The 26,068-nt window shown below is 45.7% G+C and carries 24 protein-coding genes; 17 read left to right on the top strand and 7 right to left on the bottom strand.

The window, feature by feature from the left end; all coding sequences use genetic code 11:
- The first annotated feature begins 100 nt into the window (after positions 1–100).
- The 3 genes from ACR1R9_RS23615 to ACR1R9_RS23605 all read left to right on the top strand — a co-directional run bounded on the left by ACR1R9_RS23615 (position 101) and on the right by ACR1R9_RS23605 (position 3,052).
- Positions 101–1,183 (top strand): hemolysin family protein, encoded by a 1,083-nt coding sequence (locus tag ACR1R9_RS23615; protein WP_433922526.1) that lies wholly within the window; start codon positions 101–103, stop codon positions 1,181–1,183.
- A 298-nt stretch (positions 1,184–1,481) separates the two neighbouring features.
- The gene (locus ACR1R9_RS23610; RefSeq protein ID WP_433922527.1) at positions 1,482–2,432 is read left to right on the top strand and encodes a ring-cleaving dioxygenase; all 951 of its coding nucleotides are present in this window, start codon (positions 1,482–1,484) and stop codon (positions 2,430–2,432) included.
- A gap of 14 nt (positions 2,433–2,446) precedes the next feature.
- Entirely contained in the window at positions 2,447–3,052 is a 606-nt protein-coding gene (locus tag ACR1R9_RS23605) for an alpha/beta hydrolase (protein WP_076291682.1), read from the top strand.
- Positions 3,053–3,176: 124 nt separating this feature from the next.
- On the opposite strand, the gene ACR1R9_RS23600 is transcribed toward ACR1R9_RS23605, so the two are convergent.
- Entirely contained in the window at positions 3,177–3,854 is a 678-nt protein-coding gene (locus tag ACR1R9_RS23600; RefSeq protein WP_076291593.1) for a stalk domain-containing protein, read from the bottom strand.
- Between the two features lie 195 nt (positions 3,855–4,049).
- On the opposite strand from ACR1R9_RS23600, the gene ACR1R9_RS23595 reads away from it, so the two are divergent.
- The 3 genes from ACR1R9_RS23595 to ACR1R9_RS23585 all read left to right on the top strand — a co-directional run bounded on the left by ACR1R9_RS23595 (position 4,050) and on the right by ACR1R9_RS23585 (position 6,898).
- Positions 4,050–4,940, top strand: a complete 891-nt coding sequence (locus tag ACR1R9_RS23595) for an alpha/beta fold hydrolase (protein WP_076291594.1) — start codon at positions 4,050–4,052, stop codon at positions 4,938–4,940.
- Positions 4,941–5,003: 63 nt separating this feature from the next.
- On the top strand, positions 5,004–6,296 hold the full coding sequence (gene ilvA / locus ACR1R9_RS23590) for a threonine ammonia-lyase IlvA (protein WP_076291595.1): 1,293 nt from the start codon (positions 5,004–5,006) through the stop codon (positions 6,294–6,296).
- The gene (locus ACR1R9_RS23585) at positions 6,296–6,898 is read left to right on the top strand and encodes a GNAT family N-acetyltransferase (RefSeq protein ID WP_433922528.1); all 603 of its coding nucleotides are present in this window, start codon (positions 6,296–6,298) and stop codon (positions 6,896–6,898) included. The genes ilvA and ACR1R9_RS23585 overlap by 1 nt, the downstream gene beginning before the upstream one ends.
- Before the next feature lie 138 nt (positions 6,899–7,036).
- Here the strand turns inward: ACR1R9_RS23585 and ACR1R9_RS23580 are convergent, their stop codons facing one another.
- Entirely contained in the window at positions 7,037–8,002 is a 966-nt protein-coding gene (locus tag ACR1R9_RS23580; protein WP_433922529.1) for a hypothetical protein, read from the bottom strand.
- Between the two features lie 288 nt (positions 8,003–8,290).
- Here ACR1R9_RS23580 and ACR1R9_RS23575 point away from each other — a divergent pair, with 288 nt between their 5' ends.
- Positions 8,291–11,491 (top strand): stalk domain-containing protein, encoded by a 3,201-nt coding sequence (locus ACR1R9_RS23575; RefSeq protein WP_433922530.1) that lies wholly within the window; start codon positions 8,291–8,293, stop codon positions 11,489–11,491.
- Positions 11,492–11,722: 231 nt separating this feature from the next.
- On the top strand, positions 11,723–12,640 hold the full coding sequence (locus tag ACR1R9_RS23570) for an AraC family transcriptional regulator (protein WP_433922531.1): 918 nt from the start codon (positions 11,723–11,725) through the stop codon (positions 12,638–12,640).
- 322 nt (positions 12,641–12,962) lie between these two features.
- Here the strand turns inward: ACR1R9_RS23570 and ACR1R9_RS23565 are convergent, their stop codons facing one another.
- Positions 12,963–13,799: a hypothetical protein gene (locus tag ACR1R9_RS23565; RefSeq protein ID WP_433922532.1), complete on the bottom strand. Its 837-nt coding sequence runs from the start codon at positions 13,797–13,799 to the stop codon at positions 12,963–12,965.
- 414 nt (positions 13,800–14,213) lie between these two features.
- Here ACR1R9_RS23565 and ACR1R9_RS23560 point away from each other — a divergent pair, with 414 nt between their 5' ends.
- The 3 genes from ACR1R9_RS23560 to ACR1R9_RS23550 all read left to right on the top strand — a co-directional run bounded on the left by ACR1R9_RS23560 (position 14,214) and on the right by ACR1R9_RS23550 (position 16,486).
- Positions 14,214–14,450, top strand: coding sequence for a hypothetical protein (locus tag ACR1R9_RS23560; protein WP_076291598.1), 237 nt, complete (start codon positions 14,214–14,216; stop codon positions 14,448–14,450).
- Between the two features lie 239 nt (positions 14,451–14,689).
- On the top strand, positions 14,690–15,520 hold the full coding sequence (locus ACR1R9_RS23555) for an alpha/beta hydrolase (protein ID WP_076291599.1): 831 nt from the start codon (positions 14,690–14,692) through the stop codon (positions 15,518–15,520).
- Positions 15,521–15,700: 180 nt separating this feature from the next.
- Positions 15,701–16,486: a DODA-type extradiol aromatic ring-opening family dioxygenase gene (locus ACR1R9_RS23550; RefSeq protein WP_433922533.1), complete on the top strand. Its 786-nt coding sequence runs from the start codon at positions 15,701–15,703 to the stop codon at positions 16,484–16,486.
- 180 nt (positions 16,487–16,666) lie between these two features.
- Here the strand turns inward: ACR1R9_RS23550 and ACR1R9_RS23545 are convergent, their stop codons facing one another.
- Positions 16,667–16,879 (bottom strand): hypothetical protein, encoded by a 213-nt coding sequence (locus tag ACR1R9_RS23545; RefSeq protein ID WP_076291601.1) that lies wholly within the window; start codon positions 16,877–16,879, stop codon positions 16,667–16,669.
- A 157-nt stretch (positions 16,880–17,036) separates the two neighbouring features.
- Positions 17,037–17,576: a DoxX family protein gene (locus tag ACR1R9_RS23540; protein ID WP_064642274.1), complete on the bottom strand. Its 540-nt coding sequence runs from the start codon at positions 17,574–17,576 to the stop codon at positions 17,037–17,039.
- A 338-nt stretch (positions 17,577–17,914) separates the two neighbouring features.
- Here ACR1R9_RS23540 and ACR1R9_RS23535 point away from each other — a divergent pair, with 338 nt between their 5' ends.
- The 4 genes from ACR1R9_RS23535 to corA all read left to right on the top strand — a co-directional run bounded on the left by ACR1R9_RS23535 (position 17,915) and on the right by corA (position 22,132).
- A complete protein-coding gene (locus ACR1R9_RS23535; protein ID WP_433922534.1) occupies positions 17,915–18,982 on the top strand; it encodes a DUF3048 domain-containing protein in 1,068 nt (355 codons plus the stop codon).
- A 216-nt stretch (positions 18,983–19,198) separates the two neighbouring features.
- Complete coding sequence (locus ACR1R9_RS23530; protein ID WP_062327047.1) at positions 19,199–19,816, top strand: DUF47 domain-containing protein; 618 nt, start codon at positions 19,199–19,201, stop codon at positions 19,814–19,816.
- A gap of 14 nt (positions 19,817–19,830) precedes the next feature.
- Entirely contained in the window at positions 19,831–20,820 is a 990-nt protein-coding gene (locus ACR1R9_RS23525; RefSeq protein WP_076291603.1) for an inorganic phosphate transporter, read from the top strand.
- A 352-nt stretch (positions 20,821–21,172) separates the two neighbouring features.
- Positions 21,173–22,132 carry a magnesium/cobalt transporter CorA gene (corA, locus tag ACR1R9_RS23520; protein ID WP_433922535.1) on the top strand — a complete coding sequence of 320 codons (960 nt, stop codon included), beginning with the start codon at positions 21,173–21,175 and terminating at the stop codon, positions 22,130–22,132.
- 365 nt (positions 22,133–22,497) lie between these two features.
- Here corA and ACR1R9_RS23515 read toward each other — a convergent pair whose 3' ends face one another.
- On the bottom strand, positions 22,498–23,589 hold the full coding sequence (locus ACR1R9_RS23515) for a DNA alkylation repair protein (protein WP_433922536.1): 1,092 nt from the start codon (positions 23,587–23,589) through the stop codon (positions 22,498–22,500).
- Between the two features lie 177 nt (positions 23,590–23,766).
- Positions 23,767–24,402 (bottom strand): hypothetical protein, encoded by a 636-nt coding sequence (locus ACR1R9_RS23510; RefSeq protein ID WP_099858983.1) that lies wholly within the window; start codon positions 24,400–24,402, stop codon positions 23,767–23,769.
- A 449-nt stretch (positions 24,403–24,851) separates the two neighbouring features.
- Between ACR1R9_RS23510 and ACR1R9_RS23505 the strand changes: the two genes are divergently transcribed.
- Together ACR1R9_RS23505 and ACR1R9_RS23500 are read left to right on the top strand one after the other, a co-directional pair.
- Positions 24,852–25,142 carry a YerC/YecD family TrpR-related protein gene (locus tag ACR1R9_RS23505; protein WP_017690665.1) on the top strand — a complete coding sequence of 97 codons (291 nt, stop codon included), beginning with the start codon at positions 24,852–24,854 and terminating at the stop codon, positions 25,140–25,142.
- A 2-nt stretch (positions 25,143–25,144) separates the two neighbouring features.
- Entirely contained in the window at positions 25,145–25,924 is a 780-nt protein-coding gene (locus tag ACR1R9_RS23500; RefSeq protein ID WP_433922537.1) for a sirohydrochlorin chelatase, read from the top strand.
- Positions 25,925–26,068: the final 144 nt, after the last annotated feature.

Genomic DNA, 26,068 nt, shown 5'->3' with positions numbered 1-26,068 from the left:
GCAATGGCGATCAGAAGAACGAGCCGTCACCGGAACGTCACTCGTGCAACCTTAATATAAATTTTACTTGGAGGTGAATCCCTCATATTGAGGGAAATCATTGGACGGAATAATAGCCTTAAATTTATTTTTAGTAGCCGTATTTATAGGACTGACCGCCTTTTTCGTTGGAGCGGAATTTGCAATTCTGAAAGTACGGATGTCCCGAATAGATCAGCTGATCTTGGAAGGGAACAAAAAAGCGGTGTTGGCCAAAAAAGTGGCTCACAATCTGGATTATTATCTATCTGCGTGTCAATTGGGTATCACGATCACAGCACTGGTATTGGGTGCGTTGGGTGAACCCACTGTTGAGGAAATGCTTCATCCGCTGTTTGAGCGACTAGAAGTCCCAGCGGCATTGTCTACGGTACTTTCGTACGGGATTGCCCTGGCAATCATCACGTTCCTGCATGTCGTTATCGGTGAATTGGCACCGAAAACACTGGCGATCCAGTTTGCAGAGAAGATGACACTATTGCTCGCACCACCGCTGTACTGGTTTGGTAAGATCATGAATCCGTTCATCTACGCGCTGAATGGGGCTGCCCGTCTATTACTTGGTATTTTTGGTATAAAACCCGCCGGTCACGATACGGTTCACTCCGAAGAGGAATTGAAGCTGATTATGGCGCAGAGTTATGAGAGTGGAGAAATTAATCAGACAGAGCTGGACTATCTCAAAAACATTTTTGCTTTTGATGAACGTTTGCTTCAGGAGATTATGATCCGCAAAGAAAAAATCGTCACGCTGGACAAAGAAATGCCGCTGGAACGTATGATCGAGGTTCTAAAGCAGCATGAATATACACGTTTCCCGGTGATCGAAAAAGGAAATCAGGATCAATTCATTGGATTTATCCATACAAAGGAAATGCTTACGAGTGTTGCCGCAGGCCGGGAGTTCAACATGGATACGTTTGTACACGACATGTTGAAATTTTCTGAGTTATCGCCAATTAAGGATGTCTTGGTCCAGATGCAGCAAAGTCGTTCCCATATCGCAACAGTTCATAATGAAGATGGGGAAACAGTTGGTCTGGTTACGATGGAGGATATTCTTGAAGAAATTGTTGGAGATATTAAGGACGAGTATGATGGCAAAGATCTGGTTCAACCTCCTAAGCGATTAAAATTAACCTAAAACGTAATGCGAGATTGTAAGAATTGATGTTGTGCGGCGGAAATAAAATAGGATTGAAGGAAGACAGGTTTCCGAGTGATCGGGACCTGTTTTTTGTCCATTTCGGTATACTCTCAGACGGCATTAGCAGGTTAAAGCCCAGTAATATCTTAACTTTAAAACAAAAGCTTGCTTATTTAGTCCTAATGGATTAATATAAATTTAAAGAATCTTAATTTAAAGATAAATAACAAAAAGCGATGCATAACGAAATTCTAAATATAACAATGAACCAAATAAAACCAAGGGAGTGGAGATTATGTTCAGAACTTCAGGAATCCATCACGTTACGGCTTTTGTAGATGATGCACAGAAAAATGTTGATTTTTACGCAGGTGTATTGGCACTGAGACTGGTGAAAAAAACGATTAACTTTGATGCACCGGATGTGTACCATCTGTATTATGGCAATGAGGACGGTGCACCGGGCACCATCATCACCTTCTTCCCTCAACAAAATGCCAGAAGAGGTGTCATCGGTGCAGGACAGACGGGCGTAACCGTATATGCGATTCCGGTGGGCAGTCTGCCATTCTGGAAAGAACGTCTGACCTCTTTCGATATTCCATTTGAAAATAAAACAAGATTTGGCGAGCAGTACATTCGCTTCTTCGATAAAGGCGGTCTGTTGCTCGAATTGGTCGAGCGAAAAGGAGGCCAGCCAAGCCAGTGGGCATTCAACGGTGTACCGTCGGAACATGCCATCAAAGGTTTTGGTGGAGCTGTATTATTCAGCCATGTACCTGACAAAACAACGGAAGTGCTGACAACGATGCTCGGTCTGGAACAGGTAGGGGAAGAGGGTGGAATCATTCGTCTGCAGGCGAGCGGTGATATCGGTCAACTGATCGACATTCAATCAACTGGAATCCAGCGGGGAATTGGCGGAGCAGGTACGGTTCACCATATCGCATGGCGTGCAAAAGATTATGTCGAGCATGAACAAATGCAGCAGGAGCTCCAAAAAGCCGGTTATCATCCAACTTCGGTCATTGACCGTCAGTACTTCAACGCTGTGTATTTCCGGGAACCGGGAGGTATACTGTTTGAACTGGCTACTGATCCTCCAGGATTTGCACGGGATGAACCACAGGAAAGCATGGGTCAAAAGCTGATGTTGCCTGAATGGTATGAACCACAGCGTGAGCAGATTGAACAGCTGCTGCCACCTATTCAAGTACGTGAATGGAAAGGAGAGTCCAAATCATGACTACTACCAATACAATGAAACATATTTATAAAGCAGGTTCTCAGCCAGATGCACCCACCCTTTTGTTGCTGCACGGCACAGGTGGAACGGAGAACGATCTGGTAGGTCTGGCCGAGATGATTGCCCCAGGAGCAGGTATTCTGGGGGTGCGTGGTAATGTATCCGAAAATGGAATGCCCCGTTTCTTCCGCCGTTTGGCGGAAGGGGTGTTTGACGAAGAGGATCTCATTGCACGGACAGCGGAATTGGGTTCTTTTGTGGATGCAGCTGCTGTGGAGTATGGCTTTGATCGTGCCAATGTCTTCGCACTGGGCTACTCCAACGGAGCAAATATCGCAGCAAGTCTGATCTTCCACCAGGCTGACGTATTTAAAGGAGCGATTCTGCACCATCCGATGGTACCGCTTCGCGGTTTGGAATTGCCAGACCTGAAGGGGCTGCCTGTATTCATCGGCGCAGGAGAGAACGATCCAATTGTGCCGAAACGAGAAACGGATGAACTCGCTTCATTGCTTAGTGGAGCAGGTGCAGTCGTGCATATGCACTGGGAACGTCAGGGGCATCAGTTGACTCGTACCGAGGTGGAGGCTGCTGTGGTTTGGTTTAAGACTCAGGCTTGAGTCGAAGTGACTGTATGCAGAGGTAATATGTTATTGATAGCAAAAGAACACCGTTAACCGTACAGGTAATGGTGTTCTTTTTTATTGCTATAGTCTATACAAACTTAGATGTATCATTGATAATTTATTTGTAGCTACCAGTTACAAAAACGGACTGTGAATCAAATCCTATATTTGGTAGATCAGCAGTAAATTTAAGTTTTTTAACTCCTCCGATATCAAACGAAGCCGTTTGTTTTCCGCTAGAAGCATTTATTTCGAACTCTTTAAGAAGGGTATCTCCATCGAATACTTTTAGACTAACGGTATTATTCATTTTAACGGGAAATACAGAAAGTTCTATCGTTTGATATTTCCCTTCTGGAATTAAAGTGAATTCTTGACTTAAAAAAACTTCTTTGATAACTACTCCAGATTGATAATCTTTGTCTTGAACTGTAAATTGTTTGTCTTTTGTTACGAAGGAATCATGCTTCACTTCAATTTTTTCGGAAGTAATAGGTGTTGTATCTGTTTTCTCACCAAGCATAAGGGTCTGGCTACTGTTGTTATAATCTACGGCGACCCCAAGTGCTTCACCTACAGATCGAACAGGTAGATATGTCGTATTGTTATATGTAATTGCTGCTAGTTTTTTACCATTCTGATCTACTGGACTCCATGTTTTACCTGAAATGCTGTAGTTAATTCCCCAGTTAAGATTGGCAGTAATTTTCTCCAAGATAGGCGCGGCTCCTGCTCCGATAGCCATACCACCGAGAAGTGTAAAACTTGATAAAGCGATAATAAACTTTTTCTTCACAAATTATTCCTCCTAAAGTAAATATATGATTTCAATGTAATTATATTACTTTAGACATGGTGTGACAATGATTTTGTTGGTCTTAAAGACCTATGCCTTGTCCTAAAGTGTGGAATAATCTATAATCAAGTAATTGATAATCATTTTCAATTAGATTCGGTTTGTTATGACTATGCGTGTAATCAGGAGGGGAAGATGAAGCCTAACCATAGCTCACATTCTTTTGGTTCAAGTGCATTTATTCAGACCCGGGATGGTCGCAAACTACATTATATGTCCAGAGGAACAGGCGATCTGACCGTTGTATTTGAGTCCGGTATGGGCTTCTCACGATCGACTTGGGGGCTGGTAGCACCTGCTGTTGCTGAACATGCACGGGCTGTCGTGTACGATAGGTCGGGGACAGGGCGAAGTGAAGTCGATTCGTCTGCGCGCAATCTCCGTAGAATAGCAGAAGACCTGGACGATCTGCTGACTGCATTGGGGTCTGGTCCGTTCATATTGGTAGGGCACAGTTGGGGAGGCCCGATTGTACGAGCGGCTGCGGCCTCAAACCTATCAAGATTAAGGGGAATCATCCTGGTTGATCCTTCAGACGAGCATTGCCAATTGTACTTTTCCAAAGCAGCCAAATTCAATTTTGGCTTAAACAGTCTCCTAATTCCACTCATGGCACGTACAGGATTGTACAGATTATTAGGCAGCAGACCTGGAAGTGTACAGCCTGACGATGTTGTCAGGGATCACCGTTCCGAGGATTTCACTGTACGGGCGGCTAAGACAATGGTTGCAGAGTCGAACCCTTTTCTGACTGACTTGGCTTCCTTGCTGATTACTCCTCTCGATCTTGGTGATCTGGAGGTTAGCATTATATCAGGCACGAAAACAGGCATGGGAGAACGTAAAATAAGACCTGCTATTATCGAGGCACATCGCCGGACTGTGAGTACTTTAACGAATGCAAAATGGATCGGAGCCGATCGATCCAGCCATATGGTCATGTTTACAGATCCACAGGTCATTGTTGATGAAATATTGCGAATGGTAATTGATGCGAGCTCAGGCGCAAGAACAGAACAAAAGTGATACAATAAAAAGAAAAAGCAATGCTTGCATTGCCAACCAAGATAAGCGGAGTGTGGATAAGAGATGAAACCAGTGGAACAAGAACCAACGGGAACTGCCAATTCCGGCCGTACCGGTGTTGGCATGGAAGATATCGTGCGCGCACATCATGTACTGCGTGAAGTCATTGTAAGAACGCCATTGCAGCGGGATGCTGTATTGTCGGCCAAATATAACTGTAATGTGTATCTTAAACGGGAAGACCTACAGGTAGTCCGTTCGTTTAAAATTCGTGGAGCATACAACATGATTCGTAGTCTGACTCCAGCTGAACTGGAGAAAGGCATTGTCTGCGCGAGCGCGGGTAACCATGCGCAGGGAGTTGCTTTTTCCTGTAATGCGCTTAGCATCCACGGCAAAATCTTCATGCCGAGCACAACTCCAAACCAGAAGGTGAAACAGGTCCGTCGATTTGGTGGAGATAATGTTGAAGTGGTGCTGACAGGTGATACGTATGACGATGCTTATGAAGAAGCTATGCGTGCGTGTAATGAACAGGGCATGACGTTTATCCATCCGTTCGATCAACCGAAGATCATTGCAGGTAATGGTACCGTGGCGATGGAAATCATGGAGAGTTTGGATGAAAAAGCGGATTATGTTTTCGTAACTATTGGTGGCGGCGGTCTGGCTGCTGGTGTTGGAACTTACATGAAGACGGTTAGCCCGGAAACCCGCATTATTGGCGTAGAACCACTTGGCGCGGCTTCCATGAGTGAGGCGATGTTCCGCAAGCAGGTTGTGACGTTGGATGATATTGATAAATTCGTGGATGGTGCTGCGGTAAAACGCGTCGGTGATCTGACCTTCGACATCTGTAGCGGCACGTTGGATGACATCCTGAAGGTGCCTGAAGGCAAAGCCTGCACCACCATTTTGGAGCTATATAATGAAAATGCGATTGTTGTGGAGCCTGCCGGTTCTCTGGCGGTTGCTGCACTCGAGCAGTATCGCGAACAAATTGCGGGCAAGACGGTTGTCTGTGTGATTAGCGGCGGCAACAATGATATCGATCGGATGCAGGAAATCAAAGAACGTTCGTTGATCTACGAAGGTTTGAAATATTATTTCATGGTCAATTTCCCACAACGTGCGGGAGCTTTGCGTGAATTCCTTGTGGAAGTATTGGGACCCAATGACGACATTGCCCGTTTTGAATATACGAAGAAGCATGATAAGGAAAATGGACCTGCCTTGGTGGGCATCGAGTTGATGTACAAGGAAGACTACCAGCCGCTGATTGAACGTATGAATCGTAAAGGTCTCGCGTATACCGAACTGAACAAAAATCTCAATCTGTTCAACATGTTAATCTGATGAATCAATCCAATGTGAAGTCGGACCGTAGTGAGGCGCAGCCTCTGTTGAGACCTGCTCGCATAGAAGATGCGGCACAAGTCATTCCTCTGCTTTATCAGGCGATTGGTGATATTGCCTATGCTCTGGCGGGTGAAGGTGAGCATGAGAAAGCGATGCAGATATTGCAGCAATTTTACGTGCAGGAAGACAATCGGATCAGTTATCGCAATATAACGGTAATGGAGCAGAACGAACAGGTCGCTGGAATACTGGTGGCATATGATGGCGGTGAAGCAGATCGTCTGGATCAGCCGATTCTGGATCGGCCTGGTCGGAGTACAGATGAGAAATATACGTTGGTCAAAGAAACCCGTCCCGGGGAGTATTATCTGGATACTCTATCCGTAAGCGAAGCGTATCAGGGGCAGGGTATCGGCAAGGCATTGATGGCTGCTTTTGAGCAGCAGGGTAGGGAACTGGGACACTCCCAGGTATCCCTCATTGTTGAACGTGACAATGGGCGGGCCTTGATGTTGTACGAACGCCAAGGTTATATCAAGGATGAAGTGATTGTCATTGCTGGACATGAGTATAACCATATGGTCAAGCCAATTTTGTAGTTCTTGCATCTGAACCGGCCTGGTATAGGAGATTCAATTCATCGATAGAACCACAAAGAAAACCGACATGGGAGCGAATCCTATGTCGGTTTTCTTTGTGTTCTTTAAGTGCTTTAGGTGATTAATATCATGAATTATTTAATAGCCGGCATACGCCCCGGTCGGAACATTCTGTTCCAGCCATTTCTCCACCACAGCTGTTTTCTCATATCTCGCTTCCTTAACGACATCCATAAAGGCACCCAGCTTGGTGAGGAATTCACTATCGACGGATGCAAGACGCTGTAAGACGCCGTTGTATCCTCTTTGGGCGTTCGCAACCATTTTGTTCGTGTCATAATCAAACAGCGGTGTATTGTTCAGCCCATAAAAGGTATACAGCGTATAACTGTTCAACAGATCTTGCACCTGCTTGGCACGATTCGATTTCGGATGCAGCTCCAGGAATCTTTCCTGGCTGAGTGCCCGAAGGAGAATTTCCTGATAGCCAATGACCAGAGCACCGTCATCCGCTGGCAAGTTTTTCGTTTCCTTCGTCATGATCATGATGTAGCTTGAGATATCTTCTGTAATATCAGAGGTATATTTCACGAGTGCCGCATAATTCATAATGGGATAGAGGGAGCCTTCGAGCATGACGAGGCGATAACCGCTGTCACGGGCTTCTTTTAACAGTACACGCAGATCGGAGTCCTGGGTACGCCCCATGAGTTTGGTGAAGCTGTCGTTCGTTTGGTATGCCTTGAGCATCTTGTCCTGAATGTTAGGAACGAGCAAGCGGTCCGTCATGGAGGTTAGAGCCTTCAGGCGTGCATTCTCCAATTGAAGCACCATCAGGGTAGCGTGATGCTTTGTTACTTTTTTGATATTGGATTCCAGAAAGGTGTCAGCGGCGGGTAAGCCGTTCTTTTTTTTGAGCATGGACTGAAATGTTTTATATATGGCGGTTGAACTGCTGGTGGTTACTTTGGTATCCGGGCTTGAAGGTGCGGCAGTAGCAGCTCCAGATGTAGCTGCGGTTCCTGTAAAAATTGCAGCAAGGGTAAGGACTGTGATATAGAATCGTACCCCTTTGCGTTGTCCAGATAAATACGATGATGTCATCTGTGTGAACCTCCCGTAATTTTAAAAATAATAGGTTGTTATTCACTATACCTTAAACGAATTTAGGAAGGATGTTGTTGCGGAATAATGACAAATTCTTCTGTTATTTTTAACCTTTGGAGGGTAGATGGTGCAAGGACATTTCTGCGAAAATATTTTTTGTGGGATTGGAAACTTTTACTCATGTTCATACGTCTTAGATGTGCACAGGAAATTACAGGAATAAATTGAAATTCAAAAAAAGATCACATTTTAACTCAAACAATGAAGAGAATGGGGATATTGGATATGAAGAAAGCGGGAGGACGTCAAGTGAAAAAGGTGATGTCAGCACTGGCCGTATCGGCTATGTTGATGTCTGCACTACCAACGTCGGTTATGGATGCAGCTGCGAGAATTAGTATATATATCAACGATGCGGAGCTTTCGTCCGCACAGGCACCTGTCATGAAAGGTGGACGTGTACTGGTTCCGTTGCGGTCCATTTTTGAAGGATTAGATGCCACTGTACAGTACACCAACAAAACCAAAACGATCACGGCGAACCGGGGTGACCAAGAAGTATCGCTGACGCTGGGTTCCAAAACGGCTTACATCAACGGAGAAGCGGTAGCGCTAGATGTACCTGCAAATACCATCAAAGGAAATACGATGGTTCCGATTCGTTTTGTCAGTGAAGCTTTTGGGGAGAAAGTATTCTGGAATTCCCGCAATCAGCGGGTAGATATCAAAACAACGTCCACTCCTCCTGTGGATGATACGAAATATGCAGCATGGAACATTTATGGTTCTGTATCCGGGAGTAATGGGGATGGACGTGACCTAACTGTAAGCTTCACGCGTCCGACGTCTGAGAAGGCTGTATCCCAATATCGTGTAATGCTCGTGAAAACAAGAGATGTGAACAGCTTCAATGAGTCTGCGGCATCAGTCGTTCCATCCAGCAATTATACATCCATTTCTCCAAATGGTACTGATCCAAGATTAACGCTGAACGCTCAGACACGCGACGTGAACGGGGATTTGTTAAATACAAGTGAAACCTATCGTCTATATGTACTTACGGTGGGGAACAGCAACAACAGCTACAAAAATCAGCTGGCGTGGTCTTCCCAGTCCTTGAAATTAAACAATGTGAAAACAACGGTGCAGCCTGTCACAGGTCTGAAGATCGCAGATATCAGTGACTATGGCGATGGACGTGACCTGGAAATTAACTTCACACAGCCGAGTACAACATCCAATATTACGTATTACCGTGCTTTTGTAGTCAAGGCGAAAGACGCTTCTTCATTCAACCTGACTACGGCCAACAATGTGTCCAGCTCTAATTCAACCATTATCTACAAAGGCAACAGCACAGCGGTTAAAACCCAGCTAAGTTCCTCGACGCGTGACACATCGGGGGAATTGATCAAAAACGGCACATCTTATGTCGTCTACATTGTATCCGTGAGCTCGAATGCGGCAACTGCAGACAATAAACTGTCCACAGTATCCTCTTCGCTCACGCTGGGCGTAAACACAGCAACGGCACCAGTTATCACATCAGTGAGAGATAATTCGGATTATGGAGACGGTCGTGACATTCAGGTGAGCTTCAACCGTTCATCCGATGAATCCAAAGTTGCTAATTATCGAATTTTCGTAGTGCGGAACTCGGTATCCAGCAGCTTTAATCTGACTACGGCGAGCAATCTGTCTTCCAGCTTGTACTATAACGTGAACAAAACAGGCAACAACATTACAACAACACTGCCATCCTCCATGAAGGACACAAGTGGTTATAACGTAACGAATCTGCAAGATTATCGAATCTATGTTATGGCTGTAGGCAACCAGCAGAATGGATATACCAATGCGCTGTCTTCCTCGTCGACGCTGTTGAGACTGACAACGAATAGTAATGCTGGAGTCGCAAGCAATATTGGGGTTGCTGATGTGAGTGACTATGGCGATGGACGCGATCTCCGGGTTTCGTTTAATAGAGCTTCGGATGAATCCAATGTTTCTGCGTATCGTGTATATGTTGTCCGTTCCGGCAATGCAGGCAGCTTCACACTGAGCGCGGCTAACGCATCGAACAATTATTATCAGGTGAACAAGACGGGTGGAAATCAGTCATTTACCCTCCCTAATTATATGGTGGATACCAACGGTTACACAGTTTCCAATAACAATAACTATCGCGTGTTTGTCCTGTCGGTAAGCACAAGTGGGAACTCCAGCCAGAATGCTCTATCATCTTATTCTTCACAGATTACGCTGACTGCCAATGCAGCTGTGACTGCACCGAGCAATGTGGTGGCAACGGATATTGGGGATAACGGCAATGGTAGTGATCTGCGTGTGACTTTCAATCGTTCAACGAATGAGACGAATGTGAATCATTATCGTGTGTTTGTGGTGAAATCGACAAATACGAGCTTTAATCTGACATCTGCGAACTCAGTTAGCAGTGCGTATTATACGTATGTAAGCAAAAACGGAAACAACCAAACTGTTAATCTTACAAGTAATACGAAAACGGTAGATGGCAGTGCTATTGTGAATGGTGTGGGTTATCGTCTGTATGTAATGGCAGTGAATAATAACGGCTCTCTTGCCAATGCACTGTCTTCAGGCTCGGGAGTGATCACATTATCTTCCAATACGGCTGTAGTCGCAGCGAGTAATGTAAGTGCAACTGTGAAAAAACAGGGGCAAGCGGGAGATGCTTCGGATGTATCTATAAGCTTCAGCAAGCCTTCCAGTGAGAATGGGATTTCGGGTTACAAAGCTTTTATAGTACCAGCAAATCAAGTGAGTGGTTTTAGTGTTTCTTCTGCACTTGGAATTTCTTATAATATTGATATCAACAAAAATGATGCTTCAAATCCTGTCGTTTTGAATAATGGTCACCGGGATATTAATAATAAGTCACTTGTTATAGGGCAGAACTATCGAGTCTTTGTGTTATCCGTATCGGACAGCAGTTCTCGTGCTTCCAATCTGTCCTCAGCTTCCAACGAATTCAGTATCCTTGCTCCAGCCGCACCTGTCCAAACAGGGATCATCACTAAAATTGAGAATAATAGCACTGCTGCGGATGCAGGCATCAAGGTTACTTTCAATAAAGCGGCAGACGAAAAAGGGATAGCCCAATATCGACTTTTTGTAGTAAGAGCCCAAGATGACTTTGTTGTAGCTCAGGCAACCCAGAATATTAGTTTTAAACAAGTTTCAGCTGGAGAAATTAACTTGACCAAAGATACGTTGGATTCTAATGGGAAGGCAATTGAAATTGGAGCAGAATACAAAATATATATCCTGTCAGTATCTAGTGATAATTCCTTGTATACAAGTTCGCTTTATGGTCCTTCGGCTACAGTTAAATTAGATGCGCCAGTTGCGCCTGTAACTTCTGCTCCAGATTCATCTCAAACGACAGACACAAATACTGGATCTTCCAATTCGAATCAATCTGGTACTACATCTCCACAGACTTAAAATCAAAATTAAATAATAATAAATTGTATCAAATAAGCTCCCTTTCCAAATGAGAAGGGGAGTTTTTTTATTGTGATCTTAAAATGTTGTGTCACCGCAATGAAGTTTTGTGAATCACACATACTCCACTTGTAAATCTGCCACCAAAAAGGTTCCTTTGGCCATTGCTGCAAGTGGGTAAACCGATGGATAATAGGAGAAAGAAGAGCATGATCCGAAAGGAATGATGGGATGCTTGCATTTCGCTTGACCGGCTTGCCGGATTCCCGGTTACCTCTGTATCTGTATTGTGTGGGAACACAAGAAGAGAAAGTTCATTTTAGACCGGATGGATTTCCGGTGTATCAGCTTTTTTTATTACGCAGCGGCAAAGGGGAATTTAAGGTTCCAGGTGAAGGAGCATGGACAGTATCGGCAGGTGAACTGTTCGTGATCGAACCGGGGGTGGCCCATGAGTATATTCCGCATTCCAAAACACACGGGGAGCTTGGATATATTGGCATTGGTGGAGAGGCGGCGGGGGCGGTGCTTCGGTCGGCGGGATTGTTGCCCATGGGGCCACGGCGCTTGTCCGAATTTGAACAGTTCTGGTCACGAGTGACGGACATCTGGCACTCGCTGGACGATGGGATGAGTGAAATGTGGAACAGTTCAACAATCATCTATCAGCTTATTCTGGATATTTCACAGTCCATCTTCCCGCTTCATGATGCGACAGAAGAGCGAGAAGCAAGAAGTAGGTCGTTAACACGTTCTGAGCGCGAGTCGGAATCGGCAAATGAAGCATTCACTCGAGCAGTGTCGCTGATGCATACACACTACCAGGATGATCTGCTGTTGAAGCATATAGCTGAAGCCGTTGGTTATTCGGTGCAGCACCTGAACCGATTATTTCACCAGAGACATGGGATGACGGGGCATCAGTACATGCAGCGATTGCGTTTGCAGAAAGCTTCCGATTGGTTGGACAAACACCCACTCGCAAGTGTAAGAGAGGCCGCGGAGACGGTTGGTATGGAAGTGAACTACTTTATCCGGATGTATAAACGAGAATTCGGAGAGACCCCGGGCAAGGAGATCAAGCATCGCATTCAGCTCAAAATGGAGAAAGACTCTACGGGCCCTGTGGATCATCTATATGAAGTATGACAAGGTCATCCTTTCGGATATGGATTCAGTTTCAAACGAGCTACTGGCCGTAATATAAGGTTACTTATGAGTTGTGGTAAGTGATTACCTTTACCTATGCTAGATAAAAAGCATTATGAGGTTTCCTATACGTCTGTAAATAAAAAATAGCTGTCGAGAACTTCTCAACAGCTAGCTAGGGGCCATTAAGGCCCCTTTTTTGACATTCGATATTCTATCTCATCACCGAATTGTCGTACTTCACTCGTAATTCATCTTCGCACATATTACATAACTGTACGATATGCCCAATGCTGCTGCCCCACACAGGACATCAGCATCCTTACGCTTTCTTTTGTCCGAATAGTGGTCTCAACGTAGCTAATCCCACAATCCCGATTACGAGACTAATCCACGGAGACAGCGTAAATACAGGAAGGCTGTCACGCAGCGGATATCCTACAAATAAGACAAGCACAACGATAACGATATAGATGACGATTCCGCGAAGATTGACCTGTGGCTTGGCAGTCTTGTCTGCTCCCTGATCATCTGGACGCTCAGCAAGGCGACGAAGCATTTCAACCAGTGCAATACCCCCAACCGCCGCAACGATCAAGGAGAACAGGCTGATATGGCTAAATGGTTCCGTATCTCCACCGGTCCAGCCAATAAATAGCCCAACCGCACCTTGAATCAGCATGACAAAAGACAAAGCTGCCCAGGAGATCATGAAGTACCATTTGGGCGTCCGTTTCACTTGATCCGGAGTCTCCACAGGTTCGGCTTCAACTGCTGCTGTCTTCTTGGATGACGTACTGGTTTTATTGGATTTGCTTCCGGAGCCCCGTACGGCCGTACTTGAAGCTCTGGATGAGTCCATATTTGATTCACCAGCAGTTGCGGCCGGATTATTGTCTGCTACTCCTAGTTGTGAATAGATATGTTGTTCCAGATCAGGTCCATATAATTCGCGAGCTGGATTACCGTCACGCTGAGCTTGTACGATGGCTCTTCCAGCCGAGAGAATCCATTCTTCCTGTGTTCTCTCATCTGCAGGTGATTGACGCGCAATGGTGCTGATCTGATCGAACAGTTTTACATGTTCCGGTGTCATTTTACTCATTTCGGTCATTTGCCGATTCTGTATTTCTTTCAACTTCTTATAGGAAATCCCCAATGATTGCTCCCCCTGTCTACACACGTTCTGATCCCCGGTGAATCTGGAGACCCTGACGGTATTTTAGTATACGGGAAGGGCTCTCGTTTCGCAAAGTCATTCCTTATAAAACAACTGTTTACGATTCGACCATAGCCCTGCGCAGGCCAGAATGACACAGGTGCATAACAGCACCAGTTTTCCGTGACTACGAATCCATTCCAAGATGTGTTCCATGAATTCAACCCTTTCGCCAGAAGGAATCGGAGGTAAATGTTGGCTATGATATATGGCTTAGGTTCTCCGTGGTTAGCCGTTAATATGCGTAAGGGATCGTCCAGTTCTAACGATTGTGTGAAGAATGAATAAAGTACAGCCGATTCCACCACAATAGTAGCATTTCCAACAGAAACCAGGGATAGGAGTGTGGCAGGAATGGATCAACAAACGGAACAATTAACAAGGAAGCTGCTGCTGAACAGCAACTCCCGTGGAGTAACGGATGAGGTTGTGCCAATGGATGAGACGTTGGAGGATGCTGAGTATGCGGAAGAGTATTCACAAGGAACCTTTCAATCAGGGAGCTTCTGGGGGAATTCGAATTCGGCTCATGAACATGAATGGCAAGGTCGAGTGGAGACCCATGAGATGTTCCGTCGCAGTTATGAGTAGTGGCTTCAATTATTAGGAATGACTCGAGTCAGCTGGTGTCAGCTTGGCTCATTTTTTTTGCGAAATTGTCGATAAAATGTAGACAGGGTACGTCTGGAAATGGACGTTCCTTCACGTTGACTTGAGGTTCACAGGATGATAATATACTAATATCATCTTAATACACATTAAACTTATCGGATTTATATATAATTAACAAAATGAACATGAGCAGGGAAGAATGGAAAGGGGAAATGGGCATGGAGCGTCAGATCAGTATTCGTCATGGGCAGGAAGAATTAACAGCCACGATTCATTATCCGGTCGTCAAAGACATCAAGGAGGGAAATCACCAACAGCGCGTGCCTCTTGCTGTCATCTGCCATGGATTCGTAGGAAGTCGGATCGGTGTAGATCGTTTGTTTGTGAAGACCGCCCGTGAGCTGGCCGAAGATGGGTATTTGGTGCTGCGCTTCGATTACATCGGCTGCGGGGAGAGCAGTGGTGAGTACGGAGCTGAAGGACTTGAATCCATGATTACCCAAACACGTTCTGTGCTGGACTATGCGGTAAACTGCAGTGATGTAGATCCAACCCGTGTAACGCTCATCGGTCATAGTCTGGGTGGAGCTGTTGCTCTGCTGACTGCTGTTCGGGACAAACGTGTCAAGAATCTTGTTATGTGGTCTTCCGTGGGATATCCGTTCAATGATATTGTGAAAATTACGGGACGTGATGTATACGATGAAGGGGTGAAACTGGGGTCTGCTGATTATCTCGGCTACAAGTTTACACCAGCATTTTTTGAATCACTGGCTGAACATCAGCCATTCCAGGAAGCCGTTAAATTTAACGGGGATGTTCTGGTGGTGCACGGCACGTCGGATGAGATCATTCCTGTCGATTACGCATTCCTATATCAAAAGGTATTCTGGATGCGCCAGGAAGGCCGCTGCGACAAGGAGATTATTTTCCAGGGCGATCATACCTTCTCTTCTGGTAAAGAGCGTGAACAGCTAATTACGCGTACGAGAGAATGGCTGGGAGAACGTCAGAAGATCGAACAAGATTGGCAGCACTGGATGATCTAAGAGAGGTTAAGTATCATTCTTTATCGTTAGGCTGGAACATTCAATATCCAACATGGATTGGTCCATAAGGCAACATGCGCGTCCAGATTGCATCTGATTGGGATGTTAGCTTGGAAAAGCGCCTTCTTCGGAGTAAAATAGAAGGGTAAGCATCCTATCCGTGTCTGGAGGTTGGCAGCAATGACATTACCCGCACTATTCATTGCGCATGGTTCTCCCGCTCTGGCGGTGGAGAGCAATGACTACACTCAATTTTTGAACCAGCTTGGAGACAGGCTGCCGGCTCCGAAAGCCATTGTTGTATTTACGGCGCATTGGGATCGTCCCGAACCGTCCGTGACAATGGATGATACACATCAGACCTTGCATGATTTTTACGGATTTCCCTCTAATATGTATACAATGAATTACTCTGCGCCTGGTCAGCCAGACCTTGCGAATGAGATCTGCGCTCTGTTCACCCGTAGTAATCTTCCAAATCAACCGGTTCGAGGTCGGGGATTGGATCACGGGGTATGGGTACCGCTGTTACACATGTATCCAGAGGCCAATATTCCTGTTATTGCGGTATCTGTCGATTCGCTGCGTTCCCCGCAGGAACAGTATGATATTGGGCGGATGCTGGAGCAGCTGCGTCATGATAATGTGCTGATCATTGGCAGCGGCGGAACGGTTCATAACTTGCGCATGCTTGGCAGTAATGATGAACCGCAAGACTGGGCAGTGGAGTTCGATAACTGGATTGGCGAGCGGCTGGAGCAGTGGAATACGAGAGAGCTGTTTCAATATGACAAAAAAGCGCCTCATGCCCGCACGGCAGTTCCATCTTATGGAACGGAGCACATTGCGCCTTTGTTTTATGCCATGGGTACGGCTGATATGTCACGATCTGCAAAACGTCTATTCCAGTCGTATCCTTACGGTACGCTCAGTTTAAACTGCTGGCAGTTTGGTGACGGCGTATAACTTGGAACAGACAAGAGTATGTGAACAAGTCTTTGAGTTTTACTTTGCAAATAATACCTAGTTCATCGACCAGCCAGACTTAGGTTATGAATGAGCTGAACCAAAAAAGGTTTCTGCGGCCAGCGTAATGGGCCTCAGGAACCTTTTTCTATAACTTGAGCATTCTGCAATGTAGTATAATCACTTGCGAATCTCGAAAAGCTCACATGCTGTACGCGAGTGATATGCCAGTTCACTTACACTGGACTGAACCACAACGGTATTACTGTCAAAACGGATAATGACGCCACCGGAATCAATCTGGTGATTATCTTTGAAAACACGGACTTTATGCTTCATTTCCATAGCTTCCTGGAAGTCGGCATCGGTCTCAAGACGGCGCTGGGTTGGCATGTCATGTACTCCTTTAATTGTAGTCGATCGATATGTTCATCATAATACGTGTTTCTGTCGATGGGCAAGTCAGATGACCTACAAGCATATATAAAAAAACAAAAAAGTCCTGCTCTCCAGGGGGAGGGGAGCAGGACCGGAAATGTCTATTTACGATTTAGGCTGTTTTGTGCGTATGGTTTATCGTTGGTGTGTCTTTAGGCTGACTTCCTTTGTTGCGAGTGAACAATCCGCGAAGGTAAGGCATTACCCAATGATCCAAACCGATTTTACCAGCGTTCGCACCAGCGACTACAAGGAAGATTTCCATCAGAACTAATTGAGCATTCGTGCTTACTGTTCCCGAGAAGAGGAACGCGAAGTTCATGACCATCGCCATCAGTGCTGCAAGTGTTGTAAAGCATCCAAGAATGAGACCCAGACCTACAAGGAATTCACCCAGCGGGATGATGAAGTCGAACAGTCCTGCATTTGGTACCGCGAAGTTCTCAAGGAATGTTCCCCACCAAGCTTGAACGGTTGGGTTTTCACCCGTTGCTTTTCCTACAGCGCCTGCAAGGAATCCGCCAGCTTGGAATCCTCCTGTTAATTTGCCCCAGCCATGTGTCATCCAGTCGTAACCGATATACACCCGAAGTACTGTCAAAATCCACATTGCCACTTTGTTTTCTCTAAGCCATTGGTTGAAGCTGAACATATAAACCACTCCTTCATGGAATTTAGTGTGTGTTGTTTTTTTGTTTTTCTAAGTGATCACCTTTGATGTCTTTATTGTATAGTTCAAAAGTCATTCTGTTTGTGATTAAAATCACAATCTAGTTCAAATTTTAAGTAAGGTTTGAGAAGTTCACATTTAGGACATATTTTTCAGTCTGCCTCAAGTTTCAAACGTGAAATGAAGGGTAGAAAATGCTCTCCTTATCGAAGACAAATGGTGCTGTGTGTGATTAAATGGAAAGAAATACGTGAAATGGTCATTTACATAAGAGCAACTACAGCCTAGATTTCAACCATATCGTCCAGGAGGTACATATATTGAAGCAATTGAAATGGAACAAAACGACGTCAGCGGCGTCGCTGCTTATTCTGGCCCTGAGTCTGGTCGCTTGCCAGAATAAGGAGATGGTCCAGATTCCAAAGCCGGAGTCCGTTCCTACACCCATACAGGAAGAACAAGAGACGGAAGAACCTGCCATGTCGCTCTACACAGCACCGCTGACGGGTCTGCCTGTTGATGAAGCAATTACGCGTCGTCCACTGGCGGTTATGATTAACAATGCTCCTGCAGCGCGGCCCCAATCCGGTCTGAGTGCAGCAGATATTATTATTGAAGTGCTCGCTGAGGGAGGTATTACCCGTTTTATTGCCATCTTCCAAAGTGAAGGCGGGGCAGATACGGTTGGACCTGTGCGCAGTATCCGTCCGTATCTGATCGAGCTTGGTGAGAGTTACGATGGTGTATTGGTTCATGCGGGTGGCAGCCCGGATGCCTATTCCATTTTACAAAAGCAGCAGAAACAGCATATGGATGAGATATCGAATAGCGGCCCTTATTTCTGGCGTTCCTCGGATCGTAAAGCACCGCACAATCTATATACGTCGGCGGACAAGCTGAGAGAAGGCGCGGATACCAAAGGCTATAGTCACGACTTTAAGTCTCCAATATATACGTATAACGAAGAAGGTGCCACGTCTGCTGGAGAGTTGGCCAAGCAGTTCGATATTCATTATTTATTGGAGAGTTACCGGGTCACGTATGATTATGATGAAGTTAGCGGACGATATATGAGATTGGTGAACGGAAAGGCAGATCAGGATCTGGATAATGGCAATCCAATTGGAGCGGCAAATATTATTGTAGCGGGTGCGGATCACAAGGTGCTCGACAATGTGGGCAGACTTTCCGTTAATTTGGAACAGGGCGGTGAAGCCATGCTGTTTCAAAAAGGCAAGATGGTTCGAGGCCAGTGGATCAAAAAAACGGGTGATATTATTCGATTTGTGCAAAATGGGTCCGAAGTTGCGCTTGTTCCTGGCAAGACTTTTATCAGTATCGTTCCGAATCAGCCTGACTTTGCGGGGCACATCGAAATTGAAAATTAATCCATTTTGAAGAGAAATGTAAACGCAGTGTAAAATTTCATCATCATTTTTCCAGCCATTCCAAATAATTAAGATTCATTTCAGATTTATGTGATAAGAATATAAAAAAGGATCATGCCTTATGTACAAACCGTGAAACATTTATGATAAGATATCAAAGGTTGTCATTTCATGTTTCATCGGTTATCGGCAATTTCTCGTAAAGGGGATAGAGCTATGAAGCTTAAGAAGAAGAAGGATATATTTTTTGAGACACTAGAGAACATGGCAGATACGGTCGTGCAAGCGGCTGATTATTTCTCCCAACATGTTTCCAACCTTCAGGATGTGACTCTTTTTGCCAATGAAATGAAGAAGTACGAGTCCCAGTGTGATGATTATGTTCATACCATCATTACAGAGCTCAACAAGACATTTATCACGCCGATCGAACGCGATGATATTATGGAACTGACAACGACACTTGATGACGTATTGGACGGACTCGAAGCAACAGCTTCCCGTTTCTATATGTACCAACTGACTGACCCGGACGAATATATCGTTCAATTCGCTGAAATTTTGCGCCAATCGGCTTACGAAATTCAGAAGGCCATTCATTTGCTGTCTCAGAAAAAATTGCTGGCGATCCGCGAGTACACGATTCGTCTGAACGATCTGGAAAACCAGGGCGACGAAGTGCTGCGCAACTGTATCAAGAACCTTTTCGCTACTGTGCCTGATCCGATTGAACTGATCAAACGCAAAGAAATTTACGAACGTCTTGAGACGACGACGGATGCTTGTGAACACGTAGCGAATGTGCTCGAATCCATCATCATGCGTAATTCTTAAGGAGCCAGAGAATAATGGAAACAACGATTTGGGTATTGGGTATAGTCGTCTTCCTTGCACTGGCGTTTGACTTCATCAACGGATTCCACGATACGGCGAATGCCATTGCAACTTCGGTCTCGACACGAGCACTGACTCCTCGCCGGGCAATCCTTATGGCTGCCGTGATGAACTTTGTCGGTGCCATGATGTTTACTGGAGTAGCGAAGACGATCGGGGGGAGTGTAACAGACCCCACCAAGCTGGATAACGGGATTGAGGTCGTCATAGTCACCTTGATCGCCGCGATTATCTGGAATCTCGTTACATGGTGGTTTGGAATTCCTTCTTCATCCTCGCATGCACTGATTGGTGCTCTTGCTGGTGCTGTACTTGTTGGCGCAGGGGCTGATAAAGTCAAATGGAGTGGATTTATTGACATCGTCGGAGGATTGTTATTATCACCTCTGATCGCATTTGCCATTGGTTATGTGGTCATGACCATTCTCAAATATATTTTTGCCAAACGCAGTCCGCATAACGTGAACAAAGGTTTCCGTACGGTACAGATTTTCACAGCAGCGCTCCAGGCGTTTACGCACGGTACCAATGATGCGCAGAAGGCAATGGGGATCATTACCTTTGCATTGGTCGCAGCAGGCGTACAGGATCATCTGGATGTTCCGTTGTGGGTTAAAATCTCTGCGGCAACAGCGATGGCTCTCGGTACTTCCATCGGTGGTTGGAAAATCATCAAAACGATGGGAACCAAAATTTTCAAAATTGAACCGATTAACGGGTTTGCAGCTGATCTATCAGCCGCATCTGTTATTTTCTCGGCAACGTTGCTCCACCTGCCGGTGAGTACAACTCACGCTATCACATCTGCCATTCTGGGTGTTGGTTCCGCGAAACGTTTCTCAGCCGTTAAATGGGGACTAGCTGGACGTATCATTATTACGTGGTTCATTACGATTCCGATTACCGGGGCGCTGGCAGGATTGTTGTACTGGATCATTTTCTAATTCGAAAAAGTGTTCCTGGACTAATTCTGGGTTTCAGACAAACTGTTCATAACATTGTGAATATCGGGATATGTGGACAATTATACAACCAAAAAGAAGAGACGCCTGTGCATGAACGTGTGGACAGGCTGGATATGTGGATAGCCATCCGTGGAATGATAAACCAAAAGAAGATATTCCTGTGGATACAGGAGACTGTGGATAGGGAAATGAGAGAAGCCAACAGGGTTGGCTTTTTTTGTTGTCGCGTTTGCAGGATAACGTGTGTATAATGGGCTGTTGCAGGAGACGGTTCAATGGTTAAAGTTGTACAATAACGTAAAGGATACAAGACAAGGACGTGGTCTAATTTATGATTCGTACACTCGCCATCTCACGGGATCATCAGGTATCTGTAAATGTACCGCTTACACAGCTGAATCTGCAGGATTACGCCTGGGTATGGGCAGATTTCAATCAGCCTTCCGAAGAGGAAAGCCAGTTGCTGGATACATATTTTCATTTTCATCCATTAGCTATTGAGGATTGTATGCATGTATTGCAGCGACCCAAGCTCGATTATTATGACAATTTACAGTTTCTCGTGCTGCATGCACTGAATCCGAACACATTGGAAGCGGAAGAGGTGGACCTGTTTCTGGGTGCGAACTTCCTGGTATCCTTTCATCACGGGGCACTGGAGGAAGTCGATGAAGCTTGGGAGAGGTTGCTGCATCATGCGCACGAACGAACCATCTGGGCCCGGGGCCCGGTGGCAGCGGCATATACAGTGATGGACAAGCTGGTCGATCATTATTTCCCGTCTCTGTTTACCATTGAGGATGAGCTGGCTGAACTGGAGAACCGGGGCGGCAGGGAGTCGGTGGAAGACCTGATGAATCAAGTGTTCGACTTGCGCAGTCGATTGCTGAAGCTTAGACGGACGGTAGTACCCATGCGGGATCTGCTCTATCGGGTAGTCAATTCTCAGCATGTGCAGCGAACAGGGGAGCATACCGTATATTTTACCGATATCTATGACCATTTGTTGAAGCTGACAGACATGATTGAAGCTGATCGGGAAATGACGGCAGACCTGCGCGACAGTTACATTTCGCTGAATTCCAACCGTATGAACCAGATTATGAAGACCCTCACCGTGATTACAACAGTCTTTATGCCATTGACGCTGATCGCGGGGATCTATGGCATGAACTTTGCTTATATGCCTGAGCTGCAATGGAAGTTTGGGTATGGAGCTGTACTGCTGTTGATGTTTGTTCTGGGCGGAAGCATGGTGGCCTGGTTTGTGAAGCGGGGCTGGTTTAAGTAAGGAAGAATAGAAACTATAGCAAGTGAAGAGTTAGCGATCTGCACAGATCGCTTCTTTAGCCTGTGTATGATGTGTATAAGAGGGCAAATAGGAGTACATATAGATTCATTTTCGGAATAGATGTCCACATGTGGATAAAATAAATGAAGAAGCATCATGTGCATAACTTTATTTGAGGGAATTTGGCTGTTACGAACAGGGTGGAAAAAGTAAAAGGCATCTTCAGTACTGAAGAGTACTGAAGATGCCTTGGGGAATTTCTCAAGGAATGGATTCCATGAGCTGAATTTTAACATGAGATTCTTATCATGAAATGAACCCTGCTACGTTTTCATAATAAGTTGGATGGCTCCATTCGAATTAGGTTACTCTGTTTGCTCCAATACAAATGTGGCTGTAGCGGTAGGTTGTCCATTAACGACAATCGTTAGCGTATGCAAACCGGCATAATGCTTTCTCGTCGTAATGACTTTGAACGATTGCTTCGTTGCAACCTTGGTTCTCCCGGTAGGGAAAGTTTTGTCAGAGCACTTGAACCGCTTGGGTGCCTGCTTGCCATTTGCTTTCATATATCCGATCTCATATTCGATCCGCAGCATCTGTGACTGACCACTTTCATTAACGACATTAAAGGAAAAATGAAGATCTTCCCCGATGGCAACGGTATCTCTTGCAAGCTGAAGATGCTCGATATGTGTCGCATCCTGCTCGACATAACCAAAGAGACTCAGCGCCTTCGGATGCCCCTTTTTCAGCAATGAGCGGCTTGCATGACGAACGATCCAGTCCGTATGATCATGTTGTCCGTACCAGCTTGAGGCCAAATCCAGGACCAGTTCTGGATGGTCTTTCGAGATGTCGTTCAGGTGATTGGCTACACTTTTCCGGACATACAGGGACTCGTCCTGCTTCAATTCATGCAGAATGGGAAGTACTGGTGTTGGATCGGTGATGAATCCCCGAAGTTTGGAACCCCATGGAAGACGTGGACGGCTGCCTTCACTGGCAAGCCTGCGTATATGTTCATTGGGACTTGCCGTCCATTCCATCATGCGTTTCATCGTTTCGATCGGGTAGCGTTCAATAAACGGGCGTACCGCGAACTCGGAACTGGAATAAGGTGTGAAGAGGGTCAAGTACTTCATGGATAGTTCGTAGTTTTCCGGCGCAAGTCCGTTGACTTCAATAAAATCGGGAACGAACAGATACTCGACCCCTCGCATCTGTGGTGCTGCCTGCTCAATCACGTGTAATGCCTCTTCATAGTTGTCAGGCAGAACTTCGGTCAATGCCGACGTAATGCGGCGGATACGACCTTTGAATTCCAGCTCTCCCCAGCCTTCGGCAAATACAAGTTCATGAAACTGTTGCTTGTCCAACTCCGGGTAGAATTGGTGTAACCATTCTCCTGTCCGGTCGATTAATGCGGGAGTATATTTGTCTTTAAATAGTTCCATAGTCCGCCTCCTTTATCTATAAACTCAGTATACCTCAATTCACGGGAATAAGAACATAGGTTCCTAAGAAATTGGTAATGAATATTCTCTTATATGAACGATTGAGTGGATTGAAGAGAAAGAAGATGGAAGTGGATTAAGGCACCCCCTTATGTAAGAGGGCGCCTGGGAAAAGTGTTAGAGCTTTTTGCTTTTTTTGGGACGACGTTTGGTGGTATTGGATTTATTCCGGCCCGTTTTACTACTCGTGTTCCGTTTGCGCGGAGCAGAGGTCGTTTTTTTACGACGTTTGCGTGAGCGAGGTGGCGAATACTCTTCATAATCTTTATCCGCAAGACTGCTACCTTTTTTTCCTTTTCCAAAAGGCAGAATCCCCATCACCAGCTTCATCATTGGGGCCATCTGCTGGAAGCCACCAACGACCTTTTGCATTTTGCCGATTCCGTTCACGATGCCGTCGATTCCACCAAAACGGTCGATCATTCCTTTTAATTCCCCGAGATTGGCCAGGGAAAAGCCTGAGGAAGACGCAGGCGTTTCCACCGGAACAGGGGAAGCAACAGGAGCTCCCCCGCCGAAAAAGTTTCCACCAGGTCCCCCCGGACCACCTGGACTATAAGGTACAAGTCCGGATGCTTCAACCTCTTGGAATTGGGGAGGATAATAAGGTTCTACACCAGGATACATGGGCTGAACCTGTGCCTCATTCAATGCCCGTGGCGGCATATAGGCAGAAGTATGGGCCTGCCGTTGCGTATGGGAAGACGGACGCTGCCGTGGAGCGGGCTGACGGTGATAATAATGCTGTGGCATGAACTATCACGTTCCTTCTATGTTGGATTTCGGAATTGCGTTCCTTCAGCGACTGGACGTGCATAACAGACTGAGTTGGAACTCCCTTTTGCTATACTGTATGTCATTAGCGGAGAGACGGCGTAGGCGAGTATCCCGCAAAACGGGATATTTGCGGATTTGGGCGCAGGAGAGGATGATAGCTTCGCAGTGGAATTATATAGATCGGACACAAATTTGTCACATTTTAAACGAGATAATTCCTACATAATTAATCGGAAATATACGGTGAAAAATGGGATAAATCGTGAGATAGAGGGGGATTGTACGCGCAGGGAGGACATTAATGCTATATGAAAGCGGTAACATGTATTTTTATTCTGTAGTGCGTGAAATCGTTAACGCTTGAAATACCAACTCAGGCTGGGTACAATGAAGGTACACAGTAACCGCTAGGGGATGATGATGAAATGCAGCTGAAAAAGCTAAATGATAAAAGCATTGAACAATTATTTGAGGCTATTCTAACTCTGAAAGATATTGAAGAGTGTTATGTGTTTTTTGATGACCTCTGCACGGTAAACGAGATTCAATCCATGTCCCAGCGACTGGAAGTAGCACGTATGCTTGGCAAAGGAAATACCTATAACCAGATTGAAGCTGAGACAGGTGCAAGTACAGCCACGATCTCTCGTGTAAAACGCTGCCTGAACTACGGTAATGACGGTTATAAAATGACGCTGGAACGCCTGGGACGTTAAGGATGAAGAAACCGGGTGTACTCATCATTAGTCACGGTTCTCAGGAGAAAACCTGGGTAGAATCCGTCGATGACGCGGTCTCCCGGTTGAATCTGCCTGAACCCTTGCCCGTTGAAGCCGGGTTTCTTGAACTTGTGGAAGGACGTCTGATCCAGGACGGTATCAACCGACTGGAAGCACAGGGCGTAACCGATTTATTGGTTGTACCTCTGTTTGTTTCATCTGGTAGTACACATGTGGATGAGATCGAGTATGCCATCGGTGCCAAAGACGCTCCGGAGCGTGAGACGGATCTTGAACCATTCGAGGTGAAAGCACAAGTCCACTTCGGCTATCCTGTGGATAACGACCCGGATATTGCGGTCATGGTCTGGGACAAGGTAAAGGCCCTGTCGCAGCAACCAGAACAGGAGACGATCCTGTTAATCGGACATGGGAGTATTCACGATGGATTCCGTCAGCGATGGGAAGCGGGCATTTCTTCACTCGCACAGCGGGTGCAGGAAGTCAGCGGTGTTGCTCATACCGATTATGCGCTGCTAAATCCGGATAGTGTGTACGATAAGGCGAAATACTGGAGTGAAGAGCGGGGGAGCCGGGTTATTGTGGCGCCGCTGTTTTTGAGTGCCGGTTATTTCACCATGAAGGTGATCCCGGGCCGACTGAAGGAACTGGATTACGTATATAGTGGTGAGACGCTGCTTCCACATCCGCTATTAGGAACGTGGCTGGAGCGCCAAATTCAACTTTTACTGGAAAGATGTAATGAGGTTAAGGTTTAATTCAGGGAAAACAGATCGCTGCTAGCGATTATTCCCGTTATCTCTAACAATAGCTTAAACACAAACGGCAGAGATGCCGTTTTTTTGTTTTTTTATATGTACTTTAGACCAAACACGCCGAAGCAGGCGTGTTTTTTCTGTATT

The organism is Paenibacillus taichungensis (genome assembly GCF_050994985.1).
Classification (GTDB): domain Bacteria; phylum Bacillota; class Bacilli; order Paenibacillales; family Paenibacillaceae; genus Paenibacillus; species Paenibacillus taichungensis.
The sequence above is the reverse complement of the archived record's forward strand: the minus strand, read 5'-3'. Positions and strand labels throughout refer to the sequence as shown.

What these genes read in the sequence shown, in the direction of transcription:
- ACR1R9_RS23610 (WP_433922527.1), top strand. Translation starts at nt 1,482, where the DNA reads ATGTTCAGAACTTCAGGAATCCATCACGTTACGGCTTTTGTAGATGAT.
- ACR1R9_RS23605 (WP_076291682.1), top strand. Translation starts at nt 2,447, where the DNA reads ATGAAACATATTTATAAAGCAGGTTCTCAGCCAGATGCACCCACCCTT.
- ACR1R9_RS23595 (WP_076291594.1), top strand. Translation starts at nt 4,050, where the DNA reads ATGAAGCCTAACCATAGCTCACATTCTTTTGGTTCAAGTGCATTTATT.
- ilvA (WP_076291595.1), top strand. Translation starts at nt 5,004, where the DNA reads ATGAAACCAGTGGAACAAGAACCAACGGGAACTGCCAATTCCGGCCGT.
- ACR1R9_RS23585 (WP_433922528.1), top strand. Translation starts at nt 6,296, where the DNA reads ATGAATCAATCCAATGTGAAGTCGGACCGTAGTGAGGCGCAGCCTCTG.
- ACR1R9_RS23580 (WP_433922529.1), bottom strand. Translation starts at nt 8,002, where the DNA reads ATGACATCATCGTATTTATCTGGACAACGCAAAGGGGTACGATTCTAT.
- ACR1R9_RS23575 (WP_433922530.1), top strand. Translation starts at nt 8,291, where the DNA reads ATGAAGAAAGCGGGAGGACGTCAAGTGAAAAAGGTGATGTCAGCACTG.
- ACR1R9_RS23570 (WP_433922531.1), top strand. Translation starts at nt 11,723, where the DNA reads ATGCTTGCATTTCGCTTGACCGGCTTGCCGGATTCCCGGTTACCTCTG.
- ACR1R9_RS23560 (WP_076291598.1), top strand. Translation starts at nt 14,214, where the DNA reads ATGGATCAACAAACGGAACAATTAACAAGGAAGCTGCTGCTGAACAGC.
- ACR1R9_RS23555 (WP_076291599.1), top strand. Translation starts at nt 14,690, where the DNA reads ATGGAGCGTCAGATCAGTATTCGTCATGGGCAGGAAGAATTAACAGCC.
- ACR1R9_RS23550 (WP_433922533.1), top strand. Translation starts at nt 15,701, where the DNA reads ATGACATTACCCGCACTATTCATTGCGCATGGTTCTCCCGCTCTGGCG.
- ACR1R9_RS23545 (WP_076291601.1), bottom strand. Translation starts at nt 16,879, where the DNA reads ATGCCAACCCAGCGCCGTCTTGAGACCGATGCCGACTTCCAGGAAGCT.
- ACR1R9_RS23540 (WP_064642274.1), bottom strand. Translation starts at nt 17,576, where the DNA reads ATGTTCAGCTTCAACCAATGGCTTAGAGAAAACAAAGTGGCAATGTGG.
- ACR1R9_RS23530 (WP_062327047.1), top strand. Translation starts at nt 19,199, where the DNA reads ATGAAGCTTAAGAAGAAGAAGGATATATTTTTTGAGACACTAGAGAAC.
- ACR1R9_RS23525 (WP_076291603.1), top strand. Translation starts at nt 19,831, where the DNA reads ATGGAAACAACGATTTGGGTATTGGGTATAGTCGTCTTCCTTGCACTG.
- corA (WP_433922535.1), top strand. Translation starts at nt 21,173, where the DNA reads ATGATTCGTACACTCGCCATCTCACGGGATCATCAGGTATCTGTAAAT.
- ACR1R9_RS23515 (WP_433922536.1), bottom strand. Translation starts at nt 23,589, where the DNA reads ATGGAACTATTTAAAGACAAATATACTCCCGCATTAATCGACCGGACA.
- ACR1R9_RS23510 (WP_099858983.1), bottom strand. Translation starts at nt 24,402, where the DNA reads ATGCCACAGCATTATTATCACCGTCAGCCCGCTCCACGGCAGCGTCCG.
- ACR1R9_RS23505 (WP_017690665.1), top strand. Translation starts at nt 24,852, where the DNA reads ATGCAGCTGAAAAAGCTAAATGATAAAAGCATTGAACAATTATTTGAG.
- ACR1R9_RS23500 (WP_433922537.1), top strand. Translation starts at nt 25,145, where the DNA reads ATGAAGAAACCGGGTGTACTCATCATTAGTCACGGTTCTCAGGAGAAA.